Source organism: Nocardiopsis sp. NPDC055824 (genome assembly GCF_053616335.1).
In genome coordinates, this window is sequence record NZ_JBSHDN010000003.1 from 72,704 (window position 1) to 93,279 (window position 20,576).

A 20,576-nucleotide genomic window follows, 5' to 3' on the forward strand; every position below is an offset into this window, starting at 1 on the left:
GGACCGGAGAGGGCCTCAGCCGGGGAGCTCGCCCGAGCGGGTGGAGCGCAGGGTCAGCGCGGTGAGCAGGCCGACCACCGCCACCCCCATCACCCAGTAGGCCGGGGAGACCGGGTTGCCCGTGGACGCGACCAGTTGGGCCGCGATGTAGGGGGCCGTCCCGCCGGCGACGATGGTCCCGATGTTGAAGCCGAGGGAGACGCCGGTGTAGCGGACCGCCCGCGGGAAGAGCTCGGTGAACAGGGGGAACGCGGGGACCTGCAGTGCCGCGTTGAGGATCATGAACACCAGGTACACCAGCCCCACGACCAGGAGCCCCGAGGCCTCGGACATGGCCAGCAGGATGGGGTAGGCCAGCAGGACGTACCCGACGCACCCCGTGGTGAGCACGGTCAGGCGCCCGAAGCGGTCGGTGAGCATGCCCATGAACGGCATGCACAGGCAGGCCAGGCCGATGATCGCAGCCGAGAGCCAGTACACGTGCTGGGAGTCGTAGCCCAGGTCGTTGATCAGGTAGACGTTCATGTAGGTCAGCCCGATGTACCCCGTGCCATTGGTGGCGACGGCCAGGCCGATGACCTTGAGGACCGATCCCGAGTTGCTCCGCAGCACGTCGACGAAGGGGCTGCGGGTCACCTCCGACCGGGCCTCCATCTCCCTGAAGTCGGGGGTGTCCTCCAGCTTGAGCCGCGCCCACAGGCACAGGAGGGTCAGCGGGATACACAGCAGGAACGGGACGCGCCATCCCCAGGCCGACATCTGATCGGGGGAGAGGAGCCCGACGACGATCCCGGCCACGGCCGCCGCGACCGCGAAGCCCAGGGTGGACCCGGTCGGGGTGAAGGCCCCGAAGAAGCCGCGCAGCCCGGACGGCGAGGACTCCGCGATGTAGGTGGCCGATCCGCCGATCTCGCCCCCGGCAGAGAAGCCCTCCGCCATGCGGACGATCACCAGCAGGATCGGAGCGGTGATGCCGACCTGCGGGTAGGTGGGCAGTACGCCCATCAGGGCGCAGCACAGGCCCATGCTGACGACGGTGGACACCAGTGCCACCTTGCGCCCGCTCCGGTCGCCGAGGCGGCCGAAGAAGATCCCGCCGAGCGGCCGCATCAGGTAGCCGGACCCGAACACGGCCAGGGTGGCCAGGATCGACGTGGCGGGGTTGGAACTGGGGAAGAACAGCGGGGCGATGACGACGGCCAGGAACCCGTAGACGCTGAACGCGTAGTACTCGATCAGGGTTCCCACCCCGCCGGCGACCGCGGCCCGCAGTGCGGTGCGCCGGTCGCGCACGGGTGCGCCGGGTGCGGCGACGGCCGGGGAGCTCCCGGCGCTCTCTGCAGAGGACAAGGCGATACCTCCTGGTGGGGATGGAGCTCGAGCGCCCGTCACGGGCTCTCGGGGGGATGGTGCCTCCCCGTGCGTGCGGGGCGGCGGGGCGCCGGCGTGGTGTTCGCGCCCGTCGGTGAGGCGGACCGGGAGTGCCGGTCAGCCGGTGGCGCGTGCCCGTCGGTGCTCGGCGAGGAGCAGGTTCAGGCTCCCGCCGGCCTCGATGACCTTGACCACGCGCTCGCTGAGCGGTTCCCCGGTCAGCTCGGCGTCCTGGCGGGCGAGGCGGACGGCGGGGCGCCGCCAGTCGATGGAGACGCGGTCCCACCGGCGGACGGCGCGGGTGATGCCCGGGACGGTCAGCAGCGGCATGCCGTTGTAGGTCTCCCCGCGCCAGAAGCCGGGGGAGAAGGACTCGGCGACGACGGCCGCGATCCCCAGGTTGCGCAGCGCGACCATCGGCGGGTAGTGCGGGTGCCCGTAGCCGAAGTTGCGGCCCCCGACGACGACGTCGCCGGGGCGCACCTCGTCGGCGAACGCCGGGTCGTAGTGCCGCATGCACACGCTGCGCAGCACGTCGGGGTCGTAGTGCTTGATGTTCTCCACGCCGATGACGAGGTCGATGTCGAAGTCGTCCCCGAAGATCCAGGCGACACGGCCCTCGATGGTGTCGGGCGGGGGCAGCGCACTCACGGGCCCGTCACCTCCCGTACGTCGGAGATCTCCCCGGTCACGGCGCTGGCGGCGACGGTGTAGGCGGACCCCATGTAGATGTGGGCGCCCGTGTCGCCCATGCGCCCGGAGATGTTGAGCACGCCCGTGGACACGCAGTTCTCCCCGGCCTTCAGCGGTTTCTGGTAGCCGAAGCAGAAGTCGCAGCTGGACGTGGCCACGGCCGCCCCCGCGTCGCGCAGGACGTCGAGCAGCCCCTCCTCCTCCGCCCGCCGGTGGATCGCGGCCGAGGTGGGGACGACGTTGAGCTGCACGCCGTCGGCGACCCTGCGGCCCCGCAGCACCTGCGCGGCGGCGCGGATGTCCTCCAGCCTCCCGCTGGCGCAGGAGCCGATGAACGCCTTGGTGACGGGGGTGCCCTTCAGGGCCGAGACCCCCCTCGTGTTCGCGCCCCGCGCGGAGCCGGGGAGCACGACCTGCGGTTCCAGCTCCGAGAGGTCGATCTCGTGCACGCCGGCGTAGACCGCGTCGGGATCGCTGTACAGCGGTTCGGGGACGGTGCCGGACACCTTTCGGGCGTAGTCCAGGGAGAGCTCGTCCGGGTTGAAGATCGCCGACACCGCGCCGGTGAACATCGCCATGCCGCACAGTCCCTGTCTGCGGTCGATGCTCATGGAGCGCGCTCCGGGCCCGGTGAACTCCATGACCTGGTGGGCGCAGCCGTCGGCGCCGAGCCGGGCGATGATGGTGTGGATCAGGTCGCGGTTGTCCACCCCCTCGGGGAAGCTGCCGGTGAGCTCGAACCGCACCGACTCCGGCACGTCCAGGTGGATCCGTCCGGTGACCCACGCCTCCAGGAGGTCGCGCCGCACCCCCCAGCCGAGGGCCCCGAAGGCTCCCAGTCCGCTGATGTGGCCGTCGAAGTGGATGAGGAACCTGCCGGGGAGCGCGTACCCGAGCTCGGCGGCGACCTGGTGGCCGATCCCCTCGGCCTCGTGCAGGGTGATCCCGTAGAAGTCGCACCAGTCCCGGGTGACCTGGTGGACCGCCTCCTCCTTGGCGTCGCCCCGGGTGAGCATGTGGTCGATGAAGACCAGGTAGCGCTCGGGGTCGTCCAGCTCCGTGATGCCGAAGTCGTCGTGCATCTGGCGGAACATCACGTCGGTGTACCCGGGGAAGTCGTAGGCGATCATGTGGTCGGGGCGGAAGGCGCGGTTGTCGCGGGCGCGGACCGGTGGGCCCTCGGCCGTCCGGCCGAGGATCTTCTCGGTGATGGTGCGGCCCATGGTCAGGCTCCTCCCCGGGCCGCGGGCAGGTAGGCCTTCTGTGCGGCCTCCACCTCGGCGAACCCGATCAGGTCGACGAACTCGTGGTGCGGCAGGGCGTCGGCGCTCACGTCCGCGGGGGGCTCGCCCGCCGCGAGCCGGCCCAGGGCCTGTCGCATGGCCCCGGTGGCCGCCATCAGGACCTGGGTGGGCAGGAGCGCGATCGCGACCCCGACCTCCTCCAGGACCCGGGGGGTGAACTCGCGCTCGGTCCAGGCGGACGCGGTGAGCGTGGCCACGAGGGGGACGCCGGCGGCCTCCCTGCACCGGGCCCATTCGTCGATGGTGGAGAAGGTCCTGGTGACCGGCATGACCATGTCGGCCCCGGCCCCGGCGTAGGACTTCGCCCGGTGCAGCGCCTCCTCGCCCCGGGCGTCGGTGCGCGCGATGACGAGGACGTCGTCGCCGACGGCGTCCTTGACGGCGCGCACCTTCATGGCCGCCTCCTCCGGCGGGACCAACGGCACTGGGTCTCCGACGCAGAGGGGGCAGCGCTTGGGCGACTCCTGGTCCTCCATGAAGACCGCGGCGACCCCCGCGTCGCGGAAGCGCCGGGCCGTCCGGGCGGCGTTGACGGCGTTGCCGTACCCGGTGTCGATGTCGGCGATCAGCGGGAGGCCGCTGGACTCGCGGATGCGGCGGGTGGCCTCCAGGTTCTCCGACATGGTGTAGAGCTCGGCGTCGGGGTAGCCGAGGGACGCGGAGACCGCGAAGCCCGAGGCGCACAGTGCGGAGAAGCCGGCCTGCTCGGCGAGGCGGGCGGTGAGCCCGTCCCACACGCCGGGCGCGTGGACGACCCCCTCGCCCATCAGCTCGCGCAGTCGTCGGGAACTCATCCCAACCCCTTTCGTATTGCGGAACGCGTTTCAAAAGGACACTAGGGAGCGCTAGGATCTTGTGTCAAGGGTCACTATGGTCTGTAACCCAGCAGACACGGAAGTGATCTACGTGCTGAAACGGTCTGTGTCGGCGATCTGCTCCGATCGCGATGCCGACCGGATCAGTAAAAAATGGAACGCATTCCGGTCCACCACGAAGAGGGGAAGCCTCCATGATCTCCGCGATGCAGACCGAACCCCTGGGGTTGCACCACGTCTTCGAGCGGGCCGAGGCGGTCTTCGCCGACCGCGAGGTCACCGGTCGGGAACCCGGAGGAGTCCGCGGACTGGACTACGCCGAGCTCTTCGCCGGGGCCCGCGGGCTCGCCGAGGACCTGGAGGGGCTCGGACTCCGACCCGGCGACCGGGTCGCCACCTACGCCTGGAACACGCTGGACCACATGCGCGCCTACATCGCGATCCCCGGGGCGGGCATGGTCATGCACACGGTGAACATCCGCCTCGGCGCCGACGAGGTCGCCTACACGCTCGCGCACGCCGGAGACCGCGCGGTGCTCGTGGACGGCGCCCTGTGGGAGTCCTGGTCCGCCGTCGACCTTCCCGACACGGTCGAGCACGTGCTCGTCATGGGGGAGGCCCCCGACCTCCCCGCCGTCCAGGGCGGCGCGGCCGTGCACCGGCTGGAGACCCGGCCGGTCCCCGAGCGGCGGGGCTGGTGGCGCCCGCGCGACGAGAACGAGGCCGTGGGCATCTGCTACACGTCCGGCACCACCGGCCGCCCCAAGGCGGTCGTCTACAGCCACCGGTCGGTCTACCTGCACGCGCTCACGCTGTGCGGGACCGACGCGTTCGCCATCGGCCACCACGACGTGGTGCTGCCGGTCGTGCCGATGTTCCACGCGAACGCGTGGAACCTGCCCTACGCCGGCCTGGTGGCGGGGGCCGGGCTGGCGTTCCCCGGACGCCACCTGGACCCGCTCGGCCTCACCGGGTTCATCCGGGACTCCCGGGCGACGTTCGCCGCCGGCGTCCCCACCGTGTGGGCCGCCGTGGTCAGGGCGCTCCACGAGGGGCGGGCGCCAGGAGACGCACTGGCGACCATGGACCGGATCGTCATCGGCGGCTCCTCCGCCCCGGAGAGCCTGCTCGACGCGCTCACCGGCCTCGGGATCCGGCCCGTCCACGCCTGGGGCATGACCGAGTGCTCGCCGGTCGGACTGGTCGCGTCGGAACCGTGCACCCCCGACGGGGCGGTGCGTTCGGCCGCCCGGCGCACGCAGGGCCGACCCCTGCCGGGCCTGGCCGTGCGCTCGTCGGCGGAGGGGCGCGAGGCCGCCCGCGACGGCGCCGCGGTGGGGGAGCTGGAGATCAGCGGCCCCTTCGTCGTCGACCACTACCACGCCCCGGAGAAGGACGACAGCGCCTCCTTCACCGCTTCCCCCGACGGGCGCCGCTGGCTGCGCACGGGGGACATGGTGACGGTCGACGCCCGGGGATACGTGACCCTGGTGGACCGGGCCAAGGACATGGTCAAGTCCGGAGGGGAGTGGATCTCCTCGGTCGACCTGGAGAACAGGCTGGCCGCCCACCCGCGGGTGAACGAGACCGCCGTCATCGCGGTCCCCGACGAGGTCTGGGGAGAGCGGCCCGTCGCCGTCCTCTCGAGCACGGACGGTGAACCGCTCGACCCCGACGAGCTGCGGAGCTTCCTCGGGGCGCAGATCCCGCGCTGGCAGCTGCCCGACCGGTTCGTGGTGGTGGACGAGGTGCCCAAGACCGGCGTGGGCAAGTTCGACAAGAAGCGGATGCGCGCGGAGTACGGCCATGGGCGCTGAACCGGCGGGAGGCCCCGCACCCGGGGCCCGCACACGGTGGCGGGAGCGCCGCGAACCGGCCGTTACCCTGTCATCGACGACGGAGCGTGCTAGGAGGTCTCCTCAGTGGCGATGATCGACGGTGAATCGGCCGCTGATTCCAAGGGCACGGTCAACGCGGTGCTCCGTGCCTGCCGGCTCCTGGAGTGCTTCACCCACGAACGGCCCGCGCTCACGCTCGGTGAGCTGGCGGAGCGGACCGGCCTGAACAAGGCCACCACGCACCGCCTCCTGGCCACGCTGGTGCAGGCCGGCTGGGTCAGCCAGCGCGCGGACGGCGCCTACAAGGTCAACATGAGGCTGTTCGCGGTGGGGTCCGTGGCGCTGGCCGAGCTCAACCTGCGCGACGAGGCCGCACCGCTGCTGCGGGACCTGTCCGCGCGCTTCGGCCACACCGCCTACCTGATGGTGCCCTCCGAGGACGGGGCGGTCTGCATCGACCTCGTCGAGGGGGCCGGGCCGCTGACCGTCAAGCAGATCACCGTCGGCAGCGTGCTGCCCTTCCACACGGCGGCGGGGCCGATGACGATGCTGGCCCACTCCTCCGCGCTGCGGGAGCGGTGGCTGTCCCGGCCGCTGCGCAGGTACACCCCGCACACCCTGACCGACGCGGGGGTCCTGCGGGGTGAGCTGAAGAAGATCGCGTCCGAGGGCTACACCGTCAGCGACGAGGACTTCCTCCAGGACGTGGGCGCCGTGGCCGCCCCCGTGTTCGACTCCTCCGGGGACCTGGCGGCCACGGTGAGCCTGGGCGGCCCGGCCACGCACTTCCGGGGCACGGGCCTGGTCGGCGTCATCGCGGCCGTCCGCGAGGCGGCGGCCGAGCTTTCGCACCAGCTGGGGGCCCAGGGGCGGGTTCCCGCCGGGGGCTGAGGGCCCGGGGCGGCTCCGGCTCCCGGCCCCCTCAGCGGCGGGGGCGGCCCCACCCTCCGCCGGGCATCCAGGGCCCCTCGCACGCCACCCTCGACGCCTCCTCGGGCCGGCCGTCCTCCAACAGCCACACGATCACGTGGAGCTGCTCCCGGTAGGCGGTTTCCGCGGACCCGGCCGACGGCCGCCGCCACGCCTCTAGCATGGCCCGTAGCCCGCCCGGACGGCGCGCCTCCGGCCGCGGCCACCGCCACCGGCCGTCCCGTGTGACCACCATGGACCTCTCCCTCCGTGCTCGCCCGGAGCCGCCCGGGGCAGCGGCTCCCGGGGATTCTCGCCCATGGGCCCGGAGCTTGCGTTGAGGCCGGACGAAGAGGGGTGCCCAGAAGATGAAGGCAGGACCGATGGGGGTGGCCGACCTGAGCGACCTCGCGCTGCTCGTGGAGGTGATCGAGGCGGGTTCCATCACGGACGGGGCCCAGCGGTGCGGGATATCGCTGTCGGCCGCCAGTGTCCGCATCACCGCGCTCGAACGGCACTACGGGCTGCGGCTGCTCGACCGCCGCCACCGGGGGGTGACGCCGACCCCGGCCGGCGAGGCCCTGGCAGCGAGGGGCCTGGTCCTGCTCGACGGCGCCCGGGAGCTGGAGGCGGGCATGGCCGCCCGCGCCCGGGGGCTGGAGAACAGCGTCAGGCTGGCGACCAACAGCTCCGCCGCCGACGCCCTCACCGAGTTCCTCGCCGCCACGCTCAACCGCCTGCCCAACACCGCGGTCACCCTGGTCGAGCTGAGCAGCGAGGCGGCCGTCGCCCACGTCCTCGACGGGCTCTCCGACATCGCGGTCGTCTCCTCGGTGCCCGCGGGCGCGGCCTGCCAGACCCGCCGGCTGTGGGACGACGACCTCGTCGCCGTCGGCCCGGCCTCCTCCCCGCCCCGGAGGCCGCTCCGTCTGGCGGACCTGCTCCGCGAACCCGTGGTCGGCCTCCTGCGGGGGAGCCCTCTGCAGGACCTCGTCGACCGGCAGGCGCACGCGGCGGGGACGGAGCCCGCCTACCGGGTCCGGCTGCCCTCGCTCGGGGCCGTCTGCGCCGTGGCCTGCACCGGTGTGGGGTACGCCGTGGTGCCGCGGGGGGCGGCCCGGCGCCACGGTGTCTCTCCCGCGTCCCTGTACGAGTTGGACGAACCGTGGGCGCCGCGGCACGCCGTCCTCGTCGCGGCGGACTTCTCCACCCTCACCGAGGGCACGGCGGCGTTCGTCCACCACCTCCTGGAGCACGGTCCGGCCCTGGACGAGGAGGGGTAGGGCCCGCGCCGCTGTCGGGACGCGGCGGCGGGAGGAGGACGCGGCACAGCGAAACGCACAGGCGCCCCCCGGAGGGCGCGCGGGCCCGGCGCGGCGGCCGGTGTCAGTCCTTCCCGGGGAGGGCCAGGAAGAACTCCCGGACGTCCCGGGCGAGCAGGTCCGGCACCTCCATCGCGGCGAAGTGGCCGCCGCGCTCGAACTCCGACCACTGCCTGATGTCGTACAGCCGCTCGGCCAGCGGTCGCACCGACTGCGTGATGTCGTGGGCGAAGACCGCCACGCCGACCGGTACCGGGCACGGCTCGGTCCGCCGCCGGGCGTCGCGGTGCAGCCGCGCCGAGGAGGCCGCGGTGGCCGTCAGCCAGTACAGCGAGACGCCGGTGAGCATCCGCTCGTCGTCGACGGGCGAGCGGGGGTCGGTCCACTGGGCGAAGCGCTCGGCGATCCAGGCCAGCTGGCCGACCGGCGAGTCGGTCAGCGCGTAGCCGATGGTCTGCGGGGTCGCGGCCTGCAGGGCCTGGTACGGCGGGCGGTTCGCCATCAGGTGCCTGACCTTGTCCAGACGGGCCTCGTCCTCCTCGGACAGCTCGATGCCGGCGTCCGGGTCCGGCCTGGTCGGCAGGTAGTTGACGTGCACCCCGACGACCTGTTCGGGCGCCACCGCGCCGAGCGCGGTGGAGATGCCCGACCCGAAGTCGCCGCCCTGCGCCCCGTAGCGCTCGTACCCCAGGCGGCGCATCAGCTCGGCCCAGGCCCGCGCGATCCGGACCGTGTCCCAGCCGCGCTCGCGGGTCGGCCCGGAGAAGCCGTAGCCCGGGATGGAGGGGATCACCAGGTGGAAGTCGCGTGAGAGCGGTTCGACGACGTCGAGGAACTCCAGGAACGAGCCGGGCCAGCCGTGGGTGAGGACCAGCGCGAGCGCGTCCGGTCTCGGGGAACGGACGTGGACGAAGTGGACGGTCTGGTCCTCGATCTCGGTGGTGAAGTGCGGAAGCTCGTTGAGCCCGGCCTCGTGCTCGCGCCAGTCGTAGCCGGTACGCCAGTACTCGGCCAGTTCCCGGAGCCGTGCCAGCGGGAAGCCGTAGTCCCACCCGGCGTCGGCGACCTCGTCGGGCCAGCGGGTGCGGGAGAGCCTGTCGGCCAGGTCGTCGAGGTCGGCCTGGGGGATGTCGATGCGGAACGGCTTGATCATGGTCCTGGCTCCGGGTATTCATTGGCGACATGAATGTTTGGCCACCAAACGTTTGGGTCACGAACGGTAGCACAATCATTGGAGTCACCAACGGTTCGTTAGACTCCAGGCATGGAGAACCCACCGGAGAAGACGCCCGCGGCCTGGGAGGGCACGCCCAGCTGGCTGCTCACCCAGACCGCCCACCACGCGCACCGCCTGGTGGCCGACGGGTTCTCGTCCGTGCGCGCCCGCGGCTACCACTACCGCCTGCTGGCCACGCTGGAGGAGTCCGGCCCGGCCAGCCAGGCCGAACTGGGACGCCGCAGCGGCATCCACGTCAGCGACATGGTCGCGACGGTCAACGAGCTCTCCGACCGCCGACTGGTCGAGCGTGCCCTGGACCCCTCTGACCGGCGGCGCAACATCGTCTCGCTGACCGCCGCGGGCAGGAGGCAGCTGCGGGTGCTGGAGGAGCGGCTGGCCCGCACCCAGGAGGAACTGCTGGCCCCGCTGGCGCCCGAGGAGCGGCAGGTGCTGACCGGGCTGCTGGCCCGGCTGCTGGAGCACCACGACCGGCGGAGCGGTGCCTCCGGGGAGGCACGGAGCTGACAGGGGCCCGCCCCTCTCCGGAGGAGCGCGGTGCCGCGGCGCCGGTCAGGGCCGGCCGCGCCACCCGCGGGGCAGAGCCCTGCGCTCCACCGCGATCTCGACCCTGTCCTCCTCCACGGCCACGACGTCCTCCCACCGGACGTAGCGCTCGTGGCGCCGCAACCACCCCAGCAGATGCCTCCAGGGGGTGGGAGCCTCCAGGGAGTCCCCGAACCCGAAGCGTCCGGCGAGCGCGGAACGCCCCGCGACCAGTCCCAGGACGGTGTACGCGCCCCCGCTGTGACGGACGACGATGTCCTGGACCGAACCCGCGTCCTTCCCGTTGCAGTCGACGATCCGCAGCCCCAGGAGCGCGCCCGCGCGCAGCCGGTTCACCGCCGCCCCCCGGGGATGCGGCCGATGAGGTGGCGTGCCATCCACGCCTCCAGGGGGCGCATCCCCGGCGGGGCGTCCGTGGACAGCACCGTGGTGGGGGCGAACTCCTCGACGTCGGTGAGGGGGATCCGGGTGGGCGCCTCCTCCGGCGGGCGCATCCGTTCCAGGACCGTCTCCCAGAACCGGCCGAACCGCCCGGCGATCCGTCCGCCGAGGGAGGCCGCGTCGATGATCAGGGCCGTCATGGCCGGCGCCTCCCCCTCCCGCCAGGTGAACTCCACGTCGTCGACCTTGCCCAGGTTCTCGCCCCCGCGGTCGACCACCTGGCGGTCCAGGACGGTGAACCCGATCCGGAAGATCGTTCCGTCCGCCTCGTCGGACATCTCACTGCCCCGCTTTCGTGTAGAGCATGAGGGGGATGGCGGCCACCGACACCACGCACAGCAGCACCAGGTAGACCGAGGCCAGGATGTTGGTGAAGCGCGAGTTGACCTGGTCGCCGAGGTAGCCGCGGTCGTTGGCGACGACGAGGATCGGCAGGTAGGTCAGGGGCAGGGCCGCGGCCGAGAAGACCAGGCTGTACTCGGTGACGGTGATGGGGTCGACCCCGGTGAGGACGAAGAGGGTGCCGCTCAGCAGGCTCACCATGATGACGAGGTGGAAGTAGGGGGCGCTCGCCGGCGGCAGTGTCTTCCCCCAGTGCCAGCCGAAGTACTGGGCGACGCCGTACCCCGCCGCCAGGCCCGACTCCAGGGCGGCGCCGAAGGTGGCGGCGAAGAACCCGAGGATCACCACGATCAGTCCCAGCCTGCCGAGGGTCGAGACGACGGGGAGCGCGACCTGTCCCAGGTCGGACACCTGGACCCCGGCGGGCATGAGCAGGACGGCGGCGCAGCCCATGATGGCGAGGGACAGCAGCCCTCCCAGGGGGAGGCCGAAGAAGACGTTGAGGCGCGCGGTGGCCAGATCCTCGGAGGTCCACTTCTCCTCGACCCCGCCCGAGGAGAAGAAGAGGACGGTGTAGGGGGTCATCGCGGCCCCGAACAGGGTGATGGCGTAGTACCACCACACGGCCGCCCCCTCGTTCGGCGGCGGGGAGAAGGACACCGCCTCCGTGAAGAGCGCCCCCAGGTCCGGGCCCATCCTCCACAGGGCCACACCGAACACGACGAGGGCCAGGCCCAGGAGGCCGTAGGTCTTCTCCATGTACGCGAAGGGCAGCCGCCACAGCACGATCCAGACGAGGAACCCGACGACCGGCACCCACAGCAGGTAGTGGATGCCGCTGGCGAGCTCCAGGGCCAGCGCGATACCCCCCATCTGCGCGGACAGGGTGAGCAGGGTGATGAGGTAGGAGGCCAGGAGGTTGGCGAGACCGACCCTGGCGCCGAGCCGTTCGCGCACCAGGTCGAAGGTCCCGCGACCGGTGGCGGTGACCACGCGGGCGGACATCTCGGTGAACACCATCAGCCCGACCACGCCGACGGGGACGACCCAGGCCAGGGTCATCCCGAAGCGGGAGCCGACCACGGAGTTGGCGACCAGGTCGCCGATGTCCAGGAAGCCGCCGATGGCGGTGAGCAGGCCCAGGGTGAAGGCCGCCAGCCACCTCACGAGAGGGACTCCTCGAGGTCGGAGAGTCCGGACGAAACGGCACGGAGGGTCCGCCCGGCGGCCTCGACCGCGGCGCTGTCGTCCCTCTTCAGGGCGATGCGCAGGTCGGCGAGCGCGTTCACCGCGGTGTCGCAGAGGGGGGAGAGCTCCGCCCGCAGGGCGTCGGACCCGGCGGTGGGCGGTTGGCGCGTCCCGAAGGTGTCGGCGATCGAGCGGGCGGCGTCCTCGGCGTCCTCGGCGGTGGTCTCCGCGTAGGGGGAGAACGCCCTGTTGCCCCGGTGGATCTCGACGAGCAGGACGCCCGTCCCGACGGCCGAGAGGAGGTCCGTGACGGTCTGCTCGGCGGCGTCCCGGTAGGAGCCGGCGGTCGGGGTCGGGGCCGTGCAGCCGGCGACCAGGAGCAGGAGGACCGCCACCAGGGCCAGGACGGGGGCGGTGGGCTGCGCCGGGGACCGGCCGGTGCGACCGGGCTCCTGAGAGGGCGAACGGGGCTGGAGCACTCCACGACGATAGCCATCGGTGACGGGAGAATCACCGAGCGAGAGGGTGGGGCGTGTCGGGGCGGGGGCGGAACGGCGCCCCGGGGCGGTTCCGCTCCCGCGGTTCCCGGTCCTGCGCTCCGGCCGCCCGCCGGGGGACGCGGACGGGACAGGGGAGGAAGCCGCCGTCCGCGGCCCCGCGCGGGCGGTGTGCCGTCCCCCGGCGCACCGCCCGCGCGTCACCCGTCCCGGGGTGGGCGCACGGGGTTCCCTCAGGCGCCGTCGTCCGGGGCGCGCATGGCGTCGGCGATCCAGGCGTAGGGCAGCGTGTCCTCCTCGGGCCCGGTCCCGTTGACCACTGTCACCAGGGACAGGTACCGGCCGTGGGTGTCGTCGTAGACGGGGTCCTCGGAGGCGGCGTCCTCCTCGGCGATCTGGCGCTCGATGTCGGGGAGCCGCCGGTAGGCGTCGGCCATCCGGTTGCGGATCTCGGGGGTGAGCGCTGTGTCGGCGGACACCGCCGTGACCGCCTCCATGAAGCGCGTGACCACCGCCTGCGCCCAGGGGGACCGGGGGGACTCACCGGCGCGGTAGGCGGCGAGGACCGCCTCCACGAGCGGTCCCCCGCTCTCGTAGATGAACTCCTGCATCGGCTCGGTCGCCATGGCCTGCCACTCGTCCGTGGTGTAGGTCTCGTGCAGGTAGGTGCGGACCGCGTCGCGGAACGCCGGGTCCCGCACCAGGTCGGCGAGTTCGATCCACGCCTCCAGCTGGGCGGCCGTGGGGTCGGCCGGCAGGATCGGCCGCATCGCGCGCAGCCGGTCGACGAAGCCGTCGGGGACGTCGAGGCCCTCCCCGACGTCGTTCCAGAAGTCGTCGATGGTCTGCTCGCGTTCCTCGTCGGTCATCGAGACGAGCTTGTGCATCAGGTCGGCCTGCGCGGTCGTGCCGCCCTGCCTGATCAGGGTCCGCAGCACCGCCCTCCTGGCCCGCAGGGTGCGCTCCTGGCGCTCGACGATCTCCAGGTGGGTGGTGAGCAGGTCGTGCAGGGTCGTGTCGCCTTCGAGCAGGCGGCGGATCTCGTCCAGGTCGGTGTCCAGATCACGCAGGGTGCGGACGAGTTCCAGGCGGGCGATGGCGTCGACGTCGTACAGGCGGTGGCCCGCCCCGGACAGGTGTGCGGGCTCGACGATCCCGGCGTCGGCGTAGAAGCGGACGGCGCTGACGCTCAGGCCGCTGCGGCGCGCGGCGTCTCCGATGGGGTACAGCTCGTTGTCGTTCATGGGAGCCACTGTGGTACCTCGAGCAGCTTGAGATGCAAGCCCCCGGGGCGCCCGGATCCGCGCGCAGGCGGCGGAGGGGAGGGGAGGGCTTCGCGTACGGGACACCCCGTCCGGTCGATCGCCTCAGGGGTGGGTCCCGCTCCGCGGCCGCCCGCCGACGGCCCGGGAGGGAACTGGGTGGTTCTCACCGACGCGAACGACCGCACGGGGACGCGACTGTGTCTGTGACACGCCCTGTGCCCCGGCGGGCGCCGTTCCGGCGCCGGATCCCGCCCCCGACGCGGCCGGGGCACCTTCCTTCCGTCCTCAGTGGAGATGCCTGTGAAAGACCTGACGAAGTCGACCCGCCGCCGCTGGTGGTGGACGCTCTGGGGCCTGTTGGCCGTGTCGGCCGCCGCTGTCGCCCTCTATTCGGCGGAGCCCTACGCTGTCGGGGACGTGGAGCGCAACAGGATCCCGCTCGACCCCGGGGTCGCCTCCCACTACCTCTCCATCGCCGTGCACGCGATCCCCAGCTCCTTGGCGCTGCTCATCGGGCCGTTCCAGTTCCTCACCCGGTTCCGCGTCCGGTACCCGCGTGCGCACCGCGTCGCCGGCCGGGTCTACATGGTCTGCGTGGTGCTGGGGTCGATGGCGGCCCTGTTCGCCGCCGCCTTCTCCGTCAGCGGGTTCTCGGTGCAGGTCGCCTTCTTCATCCTGACGGCGGCCTGGCTCTACACGCTCGTCCAGGCCTTCCGGACCATCCGCCGTGGGGAGGTCCGGCTCCACCGGGTCTGGATGATCCGCAACTACGCGCTCACCTTCGCCTCCGTGAGCCTGCGGATCTACCTCGGTCTCGGGCTGGCGCTCCAGGCGAACTACTTCCCGTCCCTGACCTTCGACGACGTCTACCACGCGAGCGCGTGGGCGTCCTTCCTGGTGAACGTCCTCGTGGCGGAGTACTTCATCGTCCAGCGCGTGCTGAGGCCCGCGGCCCGCCGACAGGGGGCCGCGGGGACCGCCCCCGCGTCGGCGGGGGACGGCCGCCGAGTCCCCGTGGACGCGGTCGGACCGGCCGGGAGCGGTTCCGGGGCACGGGACCGTACCTGACCCGCGCCCCTCCCCGTACGCTCGCGGTCGTGCCGCCCCGGGCGGCGACGGTCCGGGGCGGGGACGGGGCTCCGGGCGACGCCCTTTCAGGGCCGCACCACGGCGAAGGCGGGGGCCGGCGCCTCCAGGACGCCGAACAGCGAGCGGAGCACCCCGAGGCCCCCCTCGTGCCCGATGCCCCGGAGGTCCCGGCGGGTGATGACGCCGACCAGCTGCTGCCTCGTCATGGTGGGTGCCAGGCGCGCCCCCTCGTGGTCCGGCTCGGCGAAGACCGCGTGGTTGAGCAGGGTGGCGGCGAAGCGCAGGTCGCCCTCGCCGGCGAGGGCGTCCGCGTGCGAGGGTCCCGCCGATGCCGCCGAGCAGGTCCACCCAGAGCCTCGACTCCTCGATCGGCGGGTGCTCCCACAGGTGGGCGGGGTTTCCGTCGAGCCAGCCGAGGCAGTGCTGGTGGACGCTCTTGACGTTGTGGCTCAGCGACCCGCAGTAGCCGCGGCTGGCGCACTGCCGGTCCAGGGCGGGAGGAAGCGTGAGCTCCTCCGCGATCTCCCGGGGGGTGAGGCCCCGGTTGACCAGGCGCACCGTCCGGTCGTGCAGGTAGGCGTAGAGGTCGCGCTGCCCGGTCGGGAACCCCTCGATCCGGTCCGCGCCCCAGGTCGGCCGGTGGTGGGTGGCGAAGGAGACGTCGGCGCGGTGGCAGAAGAGCTGGACGGCCTCGGTGAGGTAGCGGGCCCACTGGTGCGCGTCGCGGACCCGGGCTCCTCGGAGGGGGCGCCGCCGCGGACCGGCCGCGGCGGCGGGGCCGGGGGGCAGACCTCCTCAACCGTTCCCGGGAGGGCCGTCGCGCAGGCGGGTGTTCTCCTCCTCCAGCTCCAGGATCCGACCGATCCCCGCCAGGTTCACCCCCTGGGCCGCCAGCTCGACGACCCGTCGCAGCCGGGCGATGTCGTCGTTGCTGTACATGCGCGTGCCGCCCTCGGTGCGCGCCGGGGCGACCAGGCCCCGCTCCTCGTAGGAGCGCAGGCTCGGTGGTGCGACCCCCGCCATCCGGGCGGCCACGGAGATCGTGTACAGGCCGCGTGCGGTACCCGGCCGCGGTTCTGCCATCAGCACGTCCTTCCTCGCCGAGCCATCGGTGCGCCCTCCGACCCTACCTCCGGGCTTGAGAAAACCTGTATCGGACACGGTTGTTTATCTCCCGTGTCCTGAGGTATAAAACTTGCGTCACCTCGCATCAGGTTTTCTCGTAGGGACAGAGGAGGTTTCCATGATGCTGATGCGTACCGACCCCTTCCGGGACATCGACCGCCTCACGCAGCGGATCCTGGGGGAGGCGTCACGACCGGCCACCATGCCGATCGACGCCTACCGCGAGGGCGATGACTTCGTCGTCTGCTTCGACCTGCCGGGGGTGCGCGCCGACTCCATCGACCTGGAGGTCGAGCGCAACGTGCTCACCGTGACCGCCGAGCGCCCCGACGCCGTGCGCGACCGCGAGGCGGTGGTGGTCGCCGAACGCCCCTCCGGCACCTTCTCGCGGCAGCTGTTCCTCGGCGAGACGCTGCAGACCGACGCCATCCGGGCCGACTACGCCGACGGTGTCCTGACCCTGCGCATCCCGGTGGCCGAGCAGGCCAAGCCGCGCAAGATCAGCGTCAGCCGGGGCGACGGCCGGCCTCGCAGCATCGACGCCTGAACCCCCGGCGGCCCGGCTCCGGCCGGGCCGCCCCCTGAGCAGTGTCCGTTCCCCTCTTCTCAGGAAGCAGTGAACCGAATGCCTTCCACACTCCGCAGGACGCGCGCGATGGCCGAGCACATCCAGCGCCACGACCACCGAGAGTCGACCCACCTGGCGTGCGTCCGCTTCTTCCGCGCGCTCCGGGCCTACGAGTCCGCCTGGGGGAGCACGCCAGGACGGCTCCGCCAGGCGCTGGAGGACCTCAGGAGTGCCACCGCCGACCTCACCGGCGATCCCGAGGCCTTCCGGCGCGCGTTCCGGGACCCCCGTCACCGGGGCGCGCCGCACAGCCTCGACGAACCGCTGGCCGAGCAGCTGCGGACGTTCTTGGAGGCCCCGGCCTACGCGGGGGCGGGCTGAGGCGCCGGCTCCAGAAAACCTGCCCACAGGGCGAGCCAAAATCTCCATCGGCCAGAGTAGACATGCGCCGGGACCGCTGATACATTTCCTGTCGTAGCCACAGGGATCCACGAGGTGGACCACCGGAAACGCCGGTGGAGAGCAGGATCGGCGTCCCGCCGACACGGGAGGCGCCGGGGTAGTGGGGAAGGACGCGGTAGGGCTCGACCGGTACGGAGATGTCGGACAGTACCGGGGGCCGGTAGGACCGCAGTGGCAGTAGCGGTGTCCCGCCCGTGGGGGACCGCGCAGTAACGAAGCAGGTCGGCTCGACCGGTGCGCACGTGCATCAGGGCACCGGCAGCCGGTTGGACCGGCGTCCCGTCTTCGCGGGGGACGCCGTGGCGGTGAAGAAGGACGCGGTAGGGCTCGACCGGTGCAGAAGACGTTGGACGGCACCGGGGGCCGGTAGGACCGCAGTTGCAGTACCGGCGCCCCCTTGTACGGGGGCGCCGCAGCAGGAGTGAAGTGCACGCAGTGAGATCGAGAGGAGTAGATGCCATCGAGGATCGCCCGGGTGTGGGTTGTTCCGCTCGGGTACCGCAGGCCCCGGTTCGGAAGAAGGTGGTCCACGGTCACACAACCGCGATCCCCGCGTTCCCGTTCCAGTTCCACATCGGGAAGCGGAAGACCGGCAGCAGCCGGTAGATGGTATTGAACTCTCGGACCCCAGCGCCGTTCGGCGCTGGGGTCCTCGGCGTGCGATGAGGAGAGAAAGAGAAACGCTTGACCAGTTCCGGAACCAACCGGTTCGACGATGACGACTACCCCGCCTACACCATGGGCCGCGCCGCGGAGATGATCGGCACCACGCCGGCCTTCCTGCGCGCTCTGGGCGAGGCCCGGCTGATCGAGCCCCTGCGCTCGGCGGGCGGACACCGCCGCTACTCCCGCTACCAGCTCAGGATCGCCTCCCGCGCCCGCGAACTCGTGGACGAGGGCACCCCGATCGAAGCCGCCTGCAGGATCATCATCCTGGAGGACCAGCTGGAGGAGGCGCAGCGGATCAACGAGGAACTCCGCACCTCCGGAGGCGGGCCGCGGACCGACTGAGCGGTCGCCGACCCGGAGGCGCCCGGGACGGCACGGACTCACAGGACCGCTCCTGGGAGCCCGTCCCGCCCGGTGGCCTCACCCCGTCCGGCGCTCCCGGTGTGCCCGCACCACCTGCCGGTACCAGTGGCAGCCGTCCTCGGGCGTGCGTTCCGGCGTCTCGTGGTCGACCGACACGATGCCGAACCCGCGGTCGTACCCGTAGGCCCACTCGAAGTTGTCGAGCAGGGACCGGACGAAACATCCCCGCACGTCGACTCCGGCCGTGACGGCGGCGGCCGGGGCACGTTCCGGGACTACTCCGAGACCGCCGTGTAGTAGCGGACTCCGTCACCGTTGTGGGCGGCCCTGGGCTCTCGCGGCTCGGACAGGTCGATCTCCACGCCCGGCAGGGCCTCGCGGATGCGTTGACCCACTTCCTCGGACAGGAAGTGGTGGTGCAGGTTCAGTCGGTCCAGGTGCGCGAAGGCGGGCGCGGCCTCGGCCAGGGCCCGTCCGCCCTCGTCGGTGAGGGCGCCCCTGGACAGGTCCAGCGTGTGCAGCCGCCGGGTGAGGGGGGCATCGGCCAGGACGGTGATCCAGTCGTCCACGTCCTGGGCGTTGCACAGACCGAGCGAGCGCAGCCGGGGGAACGCCTCTCCGCCCAGGACGGGGGCGAGGTCGCCCGGGGAGGTGTCGCCCCCGTACTCGGGCACCCCCAGCCACAGCTCCAGGTGTTCGAGTTCGGGGTAGCCGGAGGAGGCCACCTCTCTGGCCAGTTCGCCGGGCAGGCCTCCGCCCTGGAGGGTGAGCCGGCGCAGGGATTCGTGCCGGGGGACATGGAGGTACAGGGCCTCGGTGCCGCGCACCGCGAACTCCGTCAGCTGCGGAAAGGCCCTCAGCAGGAAGGACATGTCCTCGTGCCGGATCCAGGAGAGCTCGCACTCGTCGAAGGTGACGTCTCCGTAGAAGAGGGAGCGCAGTCCGCTCAGGCGGGGTGCGACCTCCACGAGGGACTCCGCGAGGGCGGAGTTGCCTTCCGAGACGAAGGCGTTGCAGACGTCCCCGATCACGATCGCGGCGACCCGGTCCTGGTCGACCGCCTCGGCGAACCGCCGGTAGTAGCCCAGGGGGGAGGTGTCGGAATCGCTCTCCTGCCCGTTGGCGTCGTCGAGCCGCCAGGCCACCGAACCGGGGTCCGCCAGGGCCGCGAGCAGCTCCGGCGGAGGGCCGGAGGAGGCGCCCTCGAAGGCCGTGGCGGAGCGGTACTCCACGACGGGCAGGCCGGCGAACTCGGACAGATGGTGGTTGAAGACCACAGGGACTCCCGGAGGGGGCAGGGGTGAGGTGTCCTGCCTACCAGCGCGCTCCGACATCCCGGCGCCGCGCGGCCCGGGACCCGTCCCGGTCCCGTCCGACACGGCAGCGGGGTGCTTGCACGTGCACCGCCCGCCACGGAACCTGGGAAAGTCCGGGGCGGGCCTTCCGGACACCGCGCCCCGGGAGGCCGGCGGTGCGACCGCCGCGGCCCGGCCGTCGGTCCGCAGCTGACGAGGAGGCGACGCGGTGAGTACCGAGGACAGCACGAAGGCCGTGGTCATGGCGCTGGCGGCCAACCTCGGGATCGCCGTGACCAAGTTCGTGGCCTATCTCCTGACGGCGTCCTCGGCCATGCTCGCGGAGTCGGTGCACTCGGTGGCCGACTCCGGAAACCAGATCCTGCTGCTCATCGGCGGACGGCGGTCGGTGCGCACCGCCACGCCGGAGCACCCCTTCGGCTTCGGCCACGAGCGCTACGTCTACGCCTTCCTCGTGGCGATCGTGCTGTTCACCCTCGGCGGGCTGTTCGCCCTGTACGAGGCATGGGAGAAGATCCGCGACCCCCACCCGATCACCTCCTGGCAGTGGGTGCCCATCGTGGTGCTGCTGCTGGCCGCCGTGATGGAGGCGACGGCTCTGCGCACCGCGCTGCGCCAGTCCAGGTCGGCGCGCGCCCGGGTGGGGTGGTTCGGGTTCATCCGCCGCACCAAGTCCCCCGAGCTGCCGGTGATCCTGCTGGAGGACACCGGCGCCCTCATCGGCCTGGCCTTCGCCCTGGTCGGGGTCGGTCTGACCCTGATCACCGGCAACGGCGTCTGGGACGGCCTGGGTTCGGGGGCCATCGGTCTGCTGCTCGTGGTGTTCGCCGTGCTCCTGGCCGTGGAGGTCAAGAGCCTGCTCATCGGGGAGTCCGCCAGCGAGGAGAACATCCGCCTCATCCGCCGGGCCATCCTGGACTGCGCGGACATCGACGCCGTCATCCACATGCGCACGATGCACCTGGGGCCCGAGGAACTGCTGGTCGCGGCCAAGGTCGCCGTGGACGCCGAGGACGACGCCCGGCGTGTCACCCGCGCGATCGACGAGGCCGAGCGCAGGATCCGCGAGGCCGTGCCCATCGCGAAGATCATCTACATCGAACCCGACCTGCTGCGCCCCCGCTCCCCGGGCTGAGGCGGCCGCGGAGTCCCCGGAGGCCGGGTCCGCGGGGGTGCGGTGCCCGGACAAACGGGTTGCGGCTGCGGGCGGGCGGGG

23 protein-coding genes and 2 pseudogenes are annotated in these 20,576 nt (G+C 72.3%); 9 read left to right on the forward strand and 16 right to left on the reverse strand.

The features are described 5' to 3' along the window. Nucleotides 1-15 precede the first annotated feature (15 nt). The 4 genes from ACWGL3_RS01725 to ACWGL3_RS01740 all read right to left on the reverse strand — a co-directional run bounded on the left by ACWGL3_RS01725 (nucleotide 16) and on the right by ACWGL3_RS01740 (nucleotide 4,162). Nucleotides 16-1,350, reverse strand: a complete 1,335-nt coding sequence (locus tag ACWGL3_RS01725; RefSeq protein WP_267945144.1) for an MFS transporter — start codon at nucleotides 1,348-1,350, stop codon at nucleotides 16-18. A 138-nt stretch (nucleotides 1,351-1,488) separates the two neighbouring features. Beyond that, a complete protein-coding gene (locus ACWGL3_RS01730) occupies nucleotides 1,489-2,022 on the reverse strand; it encodes a LeuD/DmdB family oxidoreductase small subunit (RefSeq protein WP_267945143.1) in 534 nt (177 codons plus the stop codon). Next, nucleotides 2,019-3,287: a 3-isopropylmalate dehydratase large subunit gene (locus ACWGL3_RS01735; protein ID WP_344180969.1), complete on the reverse strand. Its 1,269-nt coding sequence runs from the start codon at nucleotides 3,285-3,287 to the stop codon at nucleotides 2,019-2,021. Before ACWGL3_RS01735 ends, ACWGL3_RS01730 begins: the two co-directional genes overlap by 4 nt. Nucleotides 3,288-3,289: 2 nt before the next feature. After that, a complete protein-coding gene (locus ACWGL3_RS01740) occupies nucleotides 3,290-4,162 on the reverse strand; it encodes an isocitrate lyase/PEP mutase family protein (RefSeq protein ID WP_267945141.1) in 873 nt (290 codons plus the stop codon). Between the two features lie 227 nt (nucleotides 4,163-4,389). Between ACWGL3_RS01740 and ACWGL3_RS01745 the strand changes: the two genes are divergently transcribed. Continuing rightward, on the forward strand, nucleotides 4,390-6,000 hold the full coding sequence (locus ACWGL3_RS01745; RefSeq protein WP_267945140.1) for an AMP-binding protein: 1,611 nt from the start codon (nucleotides 4,390-4,392) through the stop codon (nucleotides 5,998-6,000). A gap of 111 nt (nucleotides 6,001-6,111) precedes the next feature. Further along, a complete protein-coding gene (locus ACWGL3_RS01750) occupies nucleotides 6,112-6,912 on the forward strand; it encodes an IclR family transcriptional regulator (protein ID WP_267950421.1) in 801 nt (266 codons plus the stop codon). Between the two features lie 31 nt (nucleotides 6,913-6,943). Here ACWGL3_RS01750 and ACWGL3_RS01755 read toward each other — a convergent pair whose 3' ends face one another. Further along, nucleotides 6,944-7,114: a hypothetical protein gene (locus tag ACWGL3_RS01755; protein WP_267945139.1), complete on the reverse strand. Its 171-nt coding sequence runs from the start codon at nucleotides 7,112-7,114 to the stop codon at nucleotides 6,944-6,946. A 184-nt stretch (nucleotides 7,115-7,298) separates the two neighbouring features. On the opposite strand from ACWGL3_RS01755, the gene ACWGL3_RS01760 reads away from it, so the two are divergent. After that, nucleotides 7,299-8,213 (forward strand): LysR family transcriptional regulator, encoded by a 915-nt coding sequence (locus tag ACWGL3_RS01760; RefSeq protein WP_267945138.1) that lies wholly within the window; start codon nucleotides 7,299-7,301, stop codon nucleotides 8,211-8,213. A gap of 103 nt (nucleotides 8,214-8,316) precedes the next feature. On the opposite strand, the gene ACWGL3_RS01765 is transcribed toward ACWGL3_RS01760, so the two are convergent. Next, nucleotides 8,317-9,405 carry an epoxide hydrolase family protein gene (locus tag ACWGL3_RS01765; RefSeq protein ID WP_267945137.1) on the reverse strand — a complete coding sequence of 363 codons (1,089 nt, stop codon included), beginning with the start codon at nucleotides 9,403-9,405 and terminating at the stop codon, nucleotides 8,317-8,319. 111 nt (nucleotides 9,406-9,516) lie between these two features. Here ACWGL3_RS01765 and ACWGL3_RS01770 point away from each other — a divergent pair, with 111 nt between their 5' ends. Next, nucleotides 9,517-9,996: a MarR family winged helix-turn-helix transcriptional regulator gene (locus ACWGL3_RS01770; RefSeq protein WP_267945136.1), complete on the forward strand. Its 480-nt coding sequence runs from the start codon at nucleotides 9,517-9,519 to the stop codon at nucleotides 9,994-9,996. A gap of 45 nt (nucleotides 9,997-10,041) precedes the next feature. Here the strand turns inward: ACWGL3_RS01770 and ACWGL3_RS01775 are convergent, their stop codons facing one another. The 5 genes from ACWGL3_RS01775 to ACWGL3_RS01795 all read right to left on the reverse strand — a co-directional run bounded on the left by ACWGL3_RS01775 (nucleotide 10,042) and on the right by ACWGL3_RS01795 (nucleotide 13,747). Beyond that, the gene (locus tag ACWGL3_RS01775; RefSeq protein WP_267945135.1) at nucleotides 10,042-10,371 is read right to left on the reverse strand and encodes a PRC-barrel domain-containing protein; all 330 of its coding nucleotides are present in this window, start codon (nucleotides 10,369-10,371) and stop codon (nucleotides 10,042-10,044) included. Further along, complete coding sequence (locus tag ACWGL3_RS01780) at nucleotides 10,368-10,754, reverse strand: hypothetical protein (RefSeq protein WP_267945134.1); 387 nt, start codon at nucleotides 10,752-10,754, stop codon at nucleotides 10,368-10,370. Before ACWGL3_RS01780 ends, ACWGL3_RS01775 begins: the two co-directional genes overlap by 4 nt. 1 nt (nucleotide 10,755) lies before the next feature. After that, complete coding sequence (locus ACWGL3_RS01785; protein ID WP_267945133.1) at nucleotides 10,756-11,985, reverse strand: NRAMP family divalent metal transporter; 1,230 nt, start codon at nucleotides 11,983-11,985, stop codon at nucleotides 10,756-10,758. Further along, nucleotides 11,982-12,485: a hypothetical protein gene (locus ACWGL3_RS01790; protein WP_452460672.1), complete on the reverse strand. Its 504-nt coding sequence runs from the start codon at nucleotides 12,483-12,485 to the stop codon at nucleotides 11,982-11,984. The genes ACWGL3_RS01785 and ACWGL3_RS01790 overlap by 4 nt, the downstream gene beginning before the upstream one ends. Nucleotides 12,486-12,736: 251 nt before the next feature. After that, nucleotides 12,737-13,747, reverse strand: coding sequence for a MerR family transcriptional regulator (locus tag ACWGL3_RS01795; RefSeq protein WP_330158124.1), 1,011 nt, complete (start codon nucleotides 13,745-13,747; stop codon nucleotides 12,737-12,739). A 315-nt stretch (nucleotides 13,748-14,062) separates the two neighbouring features. On the opposite strand from ACWGL3_RS01795, the gene ACWGL3_RS01800 reads away from it, so the two are divergent. Continuing rightward, complete coding sequence (locus tag ACWGL3_RS01800; RefSeq protein ID WP_431061429.1) at nucleotides 14,063-14,836, forward strand: DUF2306 domain-containing protein; 774 nt, start codon at nucleotides 14,063-14,065, stop codon at nucleotides 14,834-14,836. An 86-nt stretch (nucleotides 14,837-14,922) separates the two neighbouring features. Here ACWGL3_RS01800 and ACWGL3_RS01805 read toward each other — a convergent pair whose 3' ends face one another. The 3 genes and pseudogenes from ACWGL3_RS01805 to ACWGL3_RS01815 form a co-directional block, all read right to left on the reverse strand. After that, on the reverse strand, nucleotides 14,923-15,063 hold the full coding sequence (locus ACWGL3_RS01805) for a hypothetical protein (protein WP_267945129.1): 141 nt from the start codon (nucleotides 15,061-15,063) through the stop codon (nucleotides 14,923-14,925). Between the two features lie 45 nt (nucleotides 15,064-15,108). After that, nucleotides 15,109-15,415 (reverse strand): annotated as a pseudogene (locus ACWGL3_RS01810) (alkyl sulfatase dimerization domain-containing protein); the annotation flags it as partial. A gap of 237 nt (nucleotides 15,416-15,652) precedes the next feature. After that, the gene (locus ACWGL3_RS01815) at nucleotides 15,653-15,940 is read right to left on the reverse strand and encodes a MerR family transcriptional regulator (RefSeq protein ID WP_267945127.1); all 288 of its coding nucleotides are present in this window, start codon (nucleotides 15,938-15,940) and stop codon (nucleotides 15,653-15,655) included. A 160-nt stretch (nucleotides 15,941-16,100) separates the two neighbouring features. Between ACWGL3_RS01815 and ACWGL3_RS01820 the strand changes: the two genes are divergently transcribed. From ACWGL3_RS01820 to ACWGL3_RS01830, 3 genes are all read left to right on the forward strand, one after another. Then, complete coding sequence (locus tag ACWGL3_RS01820) at nucleotides 16,101-16,529, forward strand: Hsp20/alpha crystallin family protein (protein ID WP_276567167.1); 429 nt, start codon at nucleotides 16,101-16,103, stop codon at nucleotides 16,527-16,529. A gap of 78 nt (nucleotides 16,530-16,607) precedes the next feature. Further along, complete coding sequence (locus ACWGL3_RS01825) at nucleotides 16,608-16,931, forward strand: hypothetical protein (protein WP_267945126.1); 324 nt, start codon at nucleotides 16,608-16,610, stop codon at nucleotides 16,929-16,931. 819 nt (nucleotides 16,932-17,750) lie between these two features. After that, a complete protein-coding gene (locus tag ACWGL3_RS01830) occupies nucleotides 17,751-18,023 on the forward strand; it encodes a MerR family transcriptional regulator (protein WP_267950419.1) in 273 nt (90 codons plus the stop codon). 78 nt (nucleotides 18,024-18,101) lie between these two features. Here ACWGL3_RS01830 and ACWGL3_RS01835 read toward each other — a convergent pair. After that, nucleotides 18,102-18,308, reverse strand: a pseudogene (locus tag ACWGL3_RS01835) (family 1 glycosylhydrolase); the annotation flags it as partial. A gap of 11 nt (nucleotides 18,309-18,319) precedes the next feature. Then, nucleotides 18,320-19,321, reverse strand: coding sequence for an STM4015 family protein (locus tag ACWGL3_RS01840; protein ID WP_452460673.1), 1,002 nt, complete (start codon nucleotides 19,319-19,321; stop codon nucleotides 18,320-18,322). A 247-nt stretch (nucleotides 19,322-19,568) separates the two neighbouring features. On the opposite strand from ACWGL3_RS01840, the gene ACWGL3_RS01845 reads away from it, so the two are divergent. Next, complete coding sequence (locus ACWGL3_RS01845; RefSeq protein ID WP_267945124.1) at nucleotides 19,569-20,495, forward strand: cation diffusion facilitator family transporter; 927 nt, start codon at nucleotides 19,569-19,571, stop codon at nucleotides 20,493-20,495. The last annotated feature ends 81 nt before the right edge of the window (nucleotides 20,496-20,576 follow it).

Coding starts and splice junctions, on each gene's coding strand:
- ACWGL3_RS01735 (WP_344180969.1), bottom strand. CDS start 3,287: ATGGGCCGCACCATCACCGAGAAGATCCTCGGCCGGACGGCCGAGGGC.
- ACWGL3_RS01740 (WP_267945141.1), bottom strand. CDS start 4,162: ATGAGTTCCCGACGACTGCGCGAGCTGATGGGCGAGGGGGTCGTCCAC.
- ACWGL3_RS01745 (WP_267945140.1), top strand. CDS start 4,390: ATGCAGACCGAACCCCTGGGGTTGCACCACGTCTTCGAGCGGGCCGAG.
- ACWGL3_RS01750 (WP_267950421.1), top strand. CDS start 6,112: ATGATCGACGGTGAATCGGCCGCTGATTCCAAGGGCACGGTCAACGCG.
- ACWGL3_RS01755 (WP_267945139.1), bottom strand. CDS start 7,114: ATGCTAGAGGCGTGGCGGCGGCCGTCGGCCGGGTCCGCGGAAACCGCC.
- ACWGL3_RS01760 (WP_267945138.1), top strand. CDS start 7,299: ATGAAGGCAGGACCGATGGGGGTGGCCGACCTGAGCGACCTCGCGCTG.
- ACWGL3_RS01765 (WP_267945137.1), bottom strand. CDS start 9,405: ATGATCAAGCCGTTCCGCATCGACATCCCCCAGGCCGACCTCGACGAC.
- ACWGL3_RS01770 (WP_267945136.1), top strand. CDS start 9,517: ATGGAGAACCCACCGGAGAAGACGCCCGCGGCCTGGGAGGGCACGCCC.
- ACWGL3_RS01780 (WP_267945134.1), bottom strand. CDS start 10,754: ATGTCCGACGAGGCGGACGGAACGATCTTCCGGATCGGGTTCACCGTC.
- ACWGL3_RS01795 (WP_330158124.1), bottom strand. CDS start 13,747: ATGAACGACAACGAGCTGTACCCCATCGGAGACGCCGCGCGCCGCAGC.
- ACWGL3_RS01800 (WP_431061429.1), top strand. CDS start 14,063: ATGCCTGTGAAAGACCTGACGAAGTCGACCCGCCGCCGCTGGTGGTGG.
- ACWGL3_RS01805 (WP_267945129.1), bottom strand. CDS start 15,063: ATGACGAGGCAGCAGCTGGTCGGCGTCATCACCCGCCGGGACCTCCGG.
- ACWGL3_RS01815 (WP_267945127.1), bottom strand. CDS start 15,940: ATGGCAGAACCGCGGCCGGGTACCGCACGCGGCCTGTACACGATCTCC.
- ACWGL3_RS01820 (WP_276567167.1), top strand. CDS start 16,101: ATGATGCTGATGCGTACCGACCCCTTCCGGGACATCGACCGCCTCACG.
- ACWGL3_RS01825 (WP_267945126.1), top strand. CDS start 16,608: ATGCCTTCCACACTCCGCAGGACGCGCGCGATGGCCGAGCACATCCAG.
- ACWGL3_RS01830 (WP_267950419.1), top strand. CDS start 17,751: ATGGGCCGCGCCGCGGAGATGATCGGCACCACGCCGGCCTTCCTGCGC.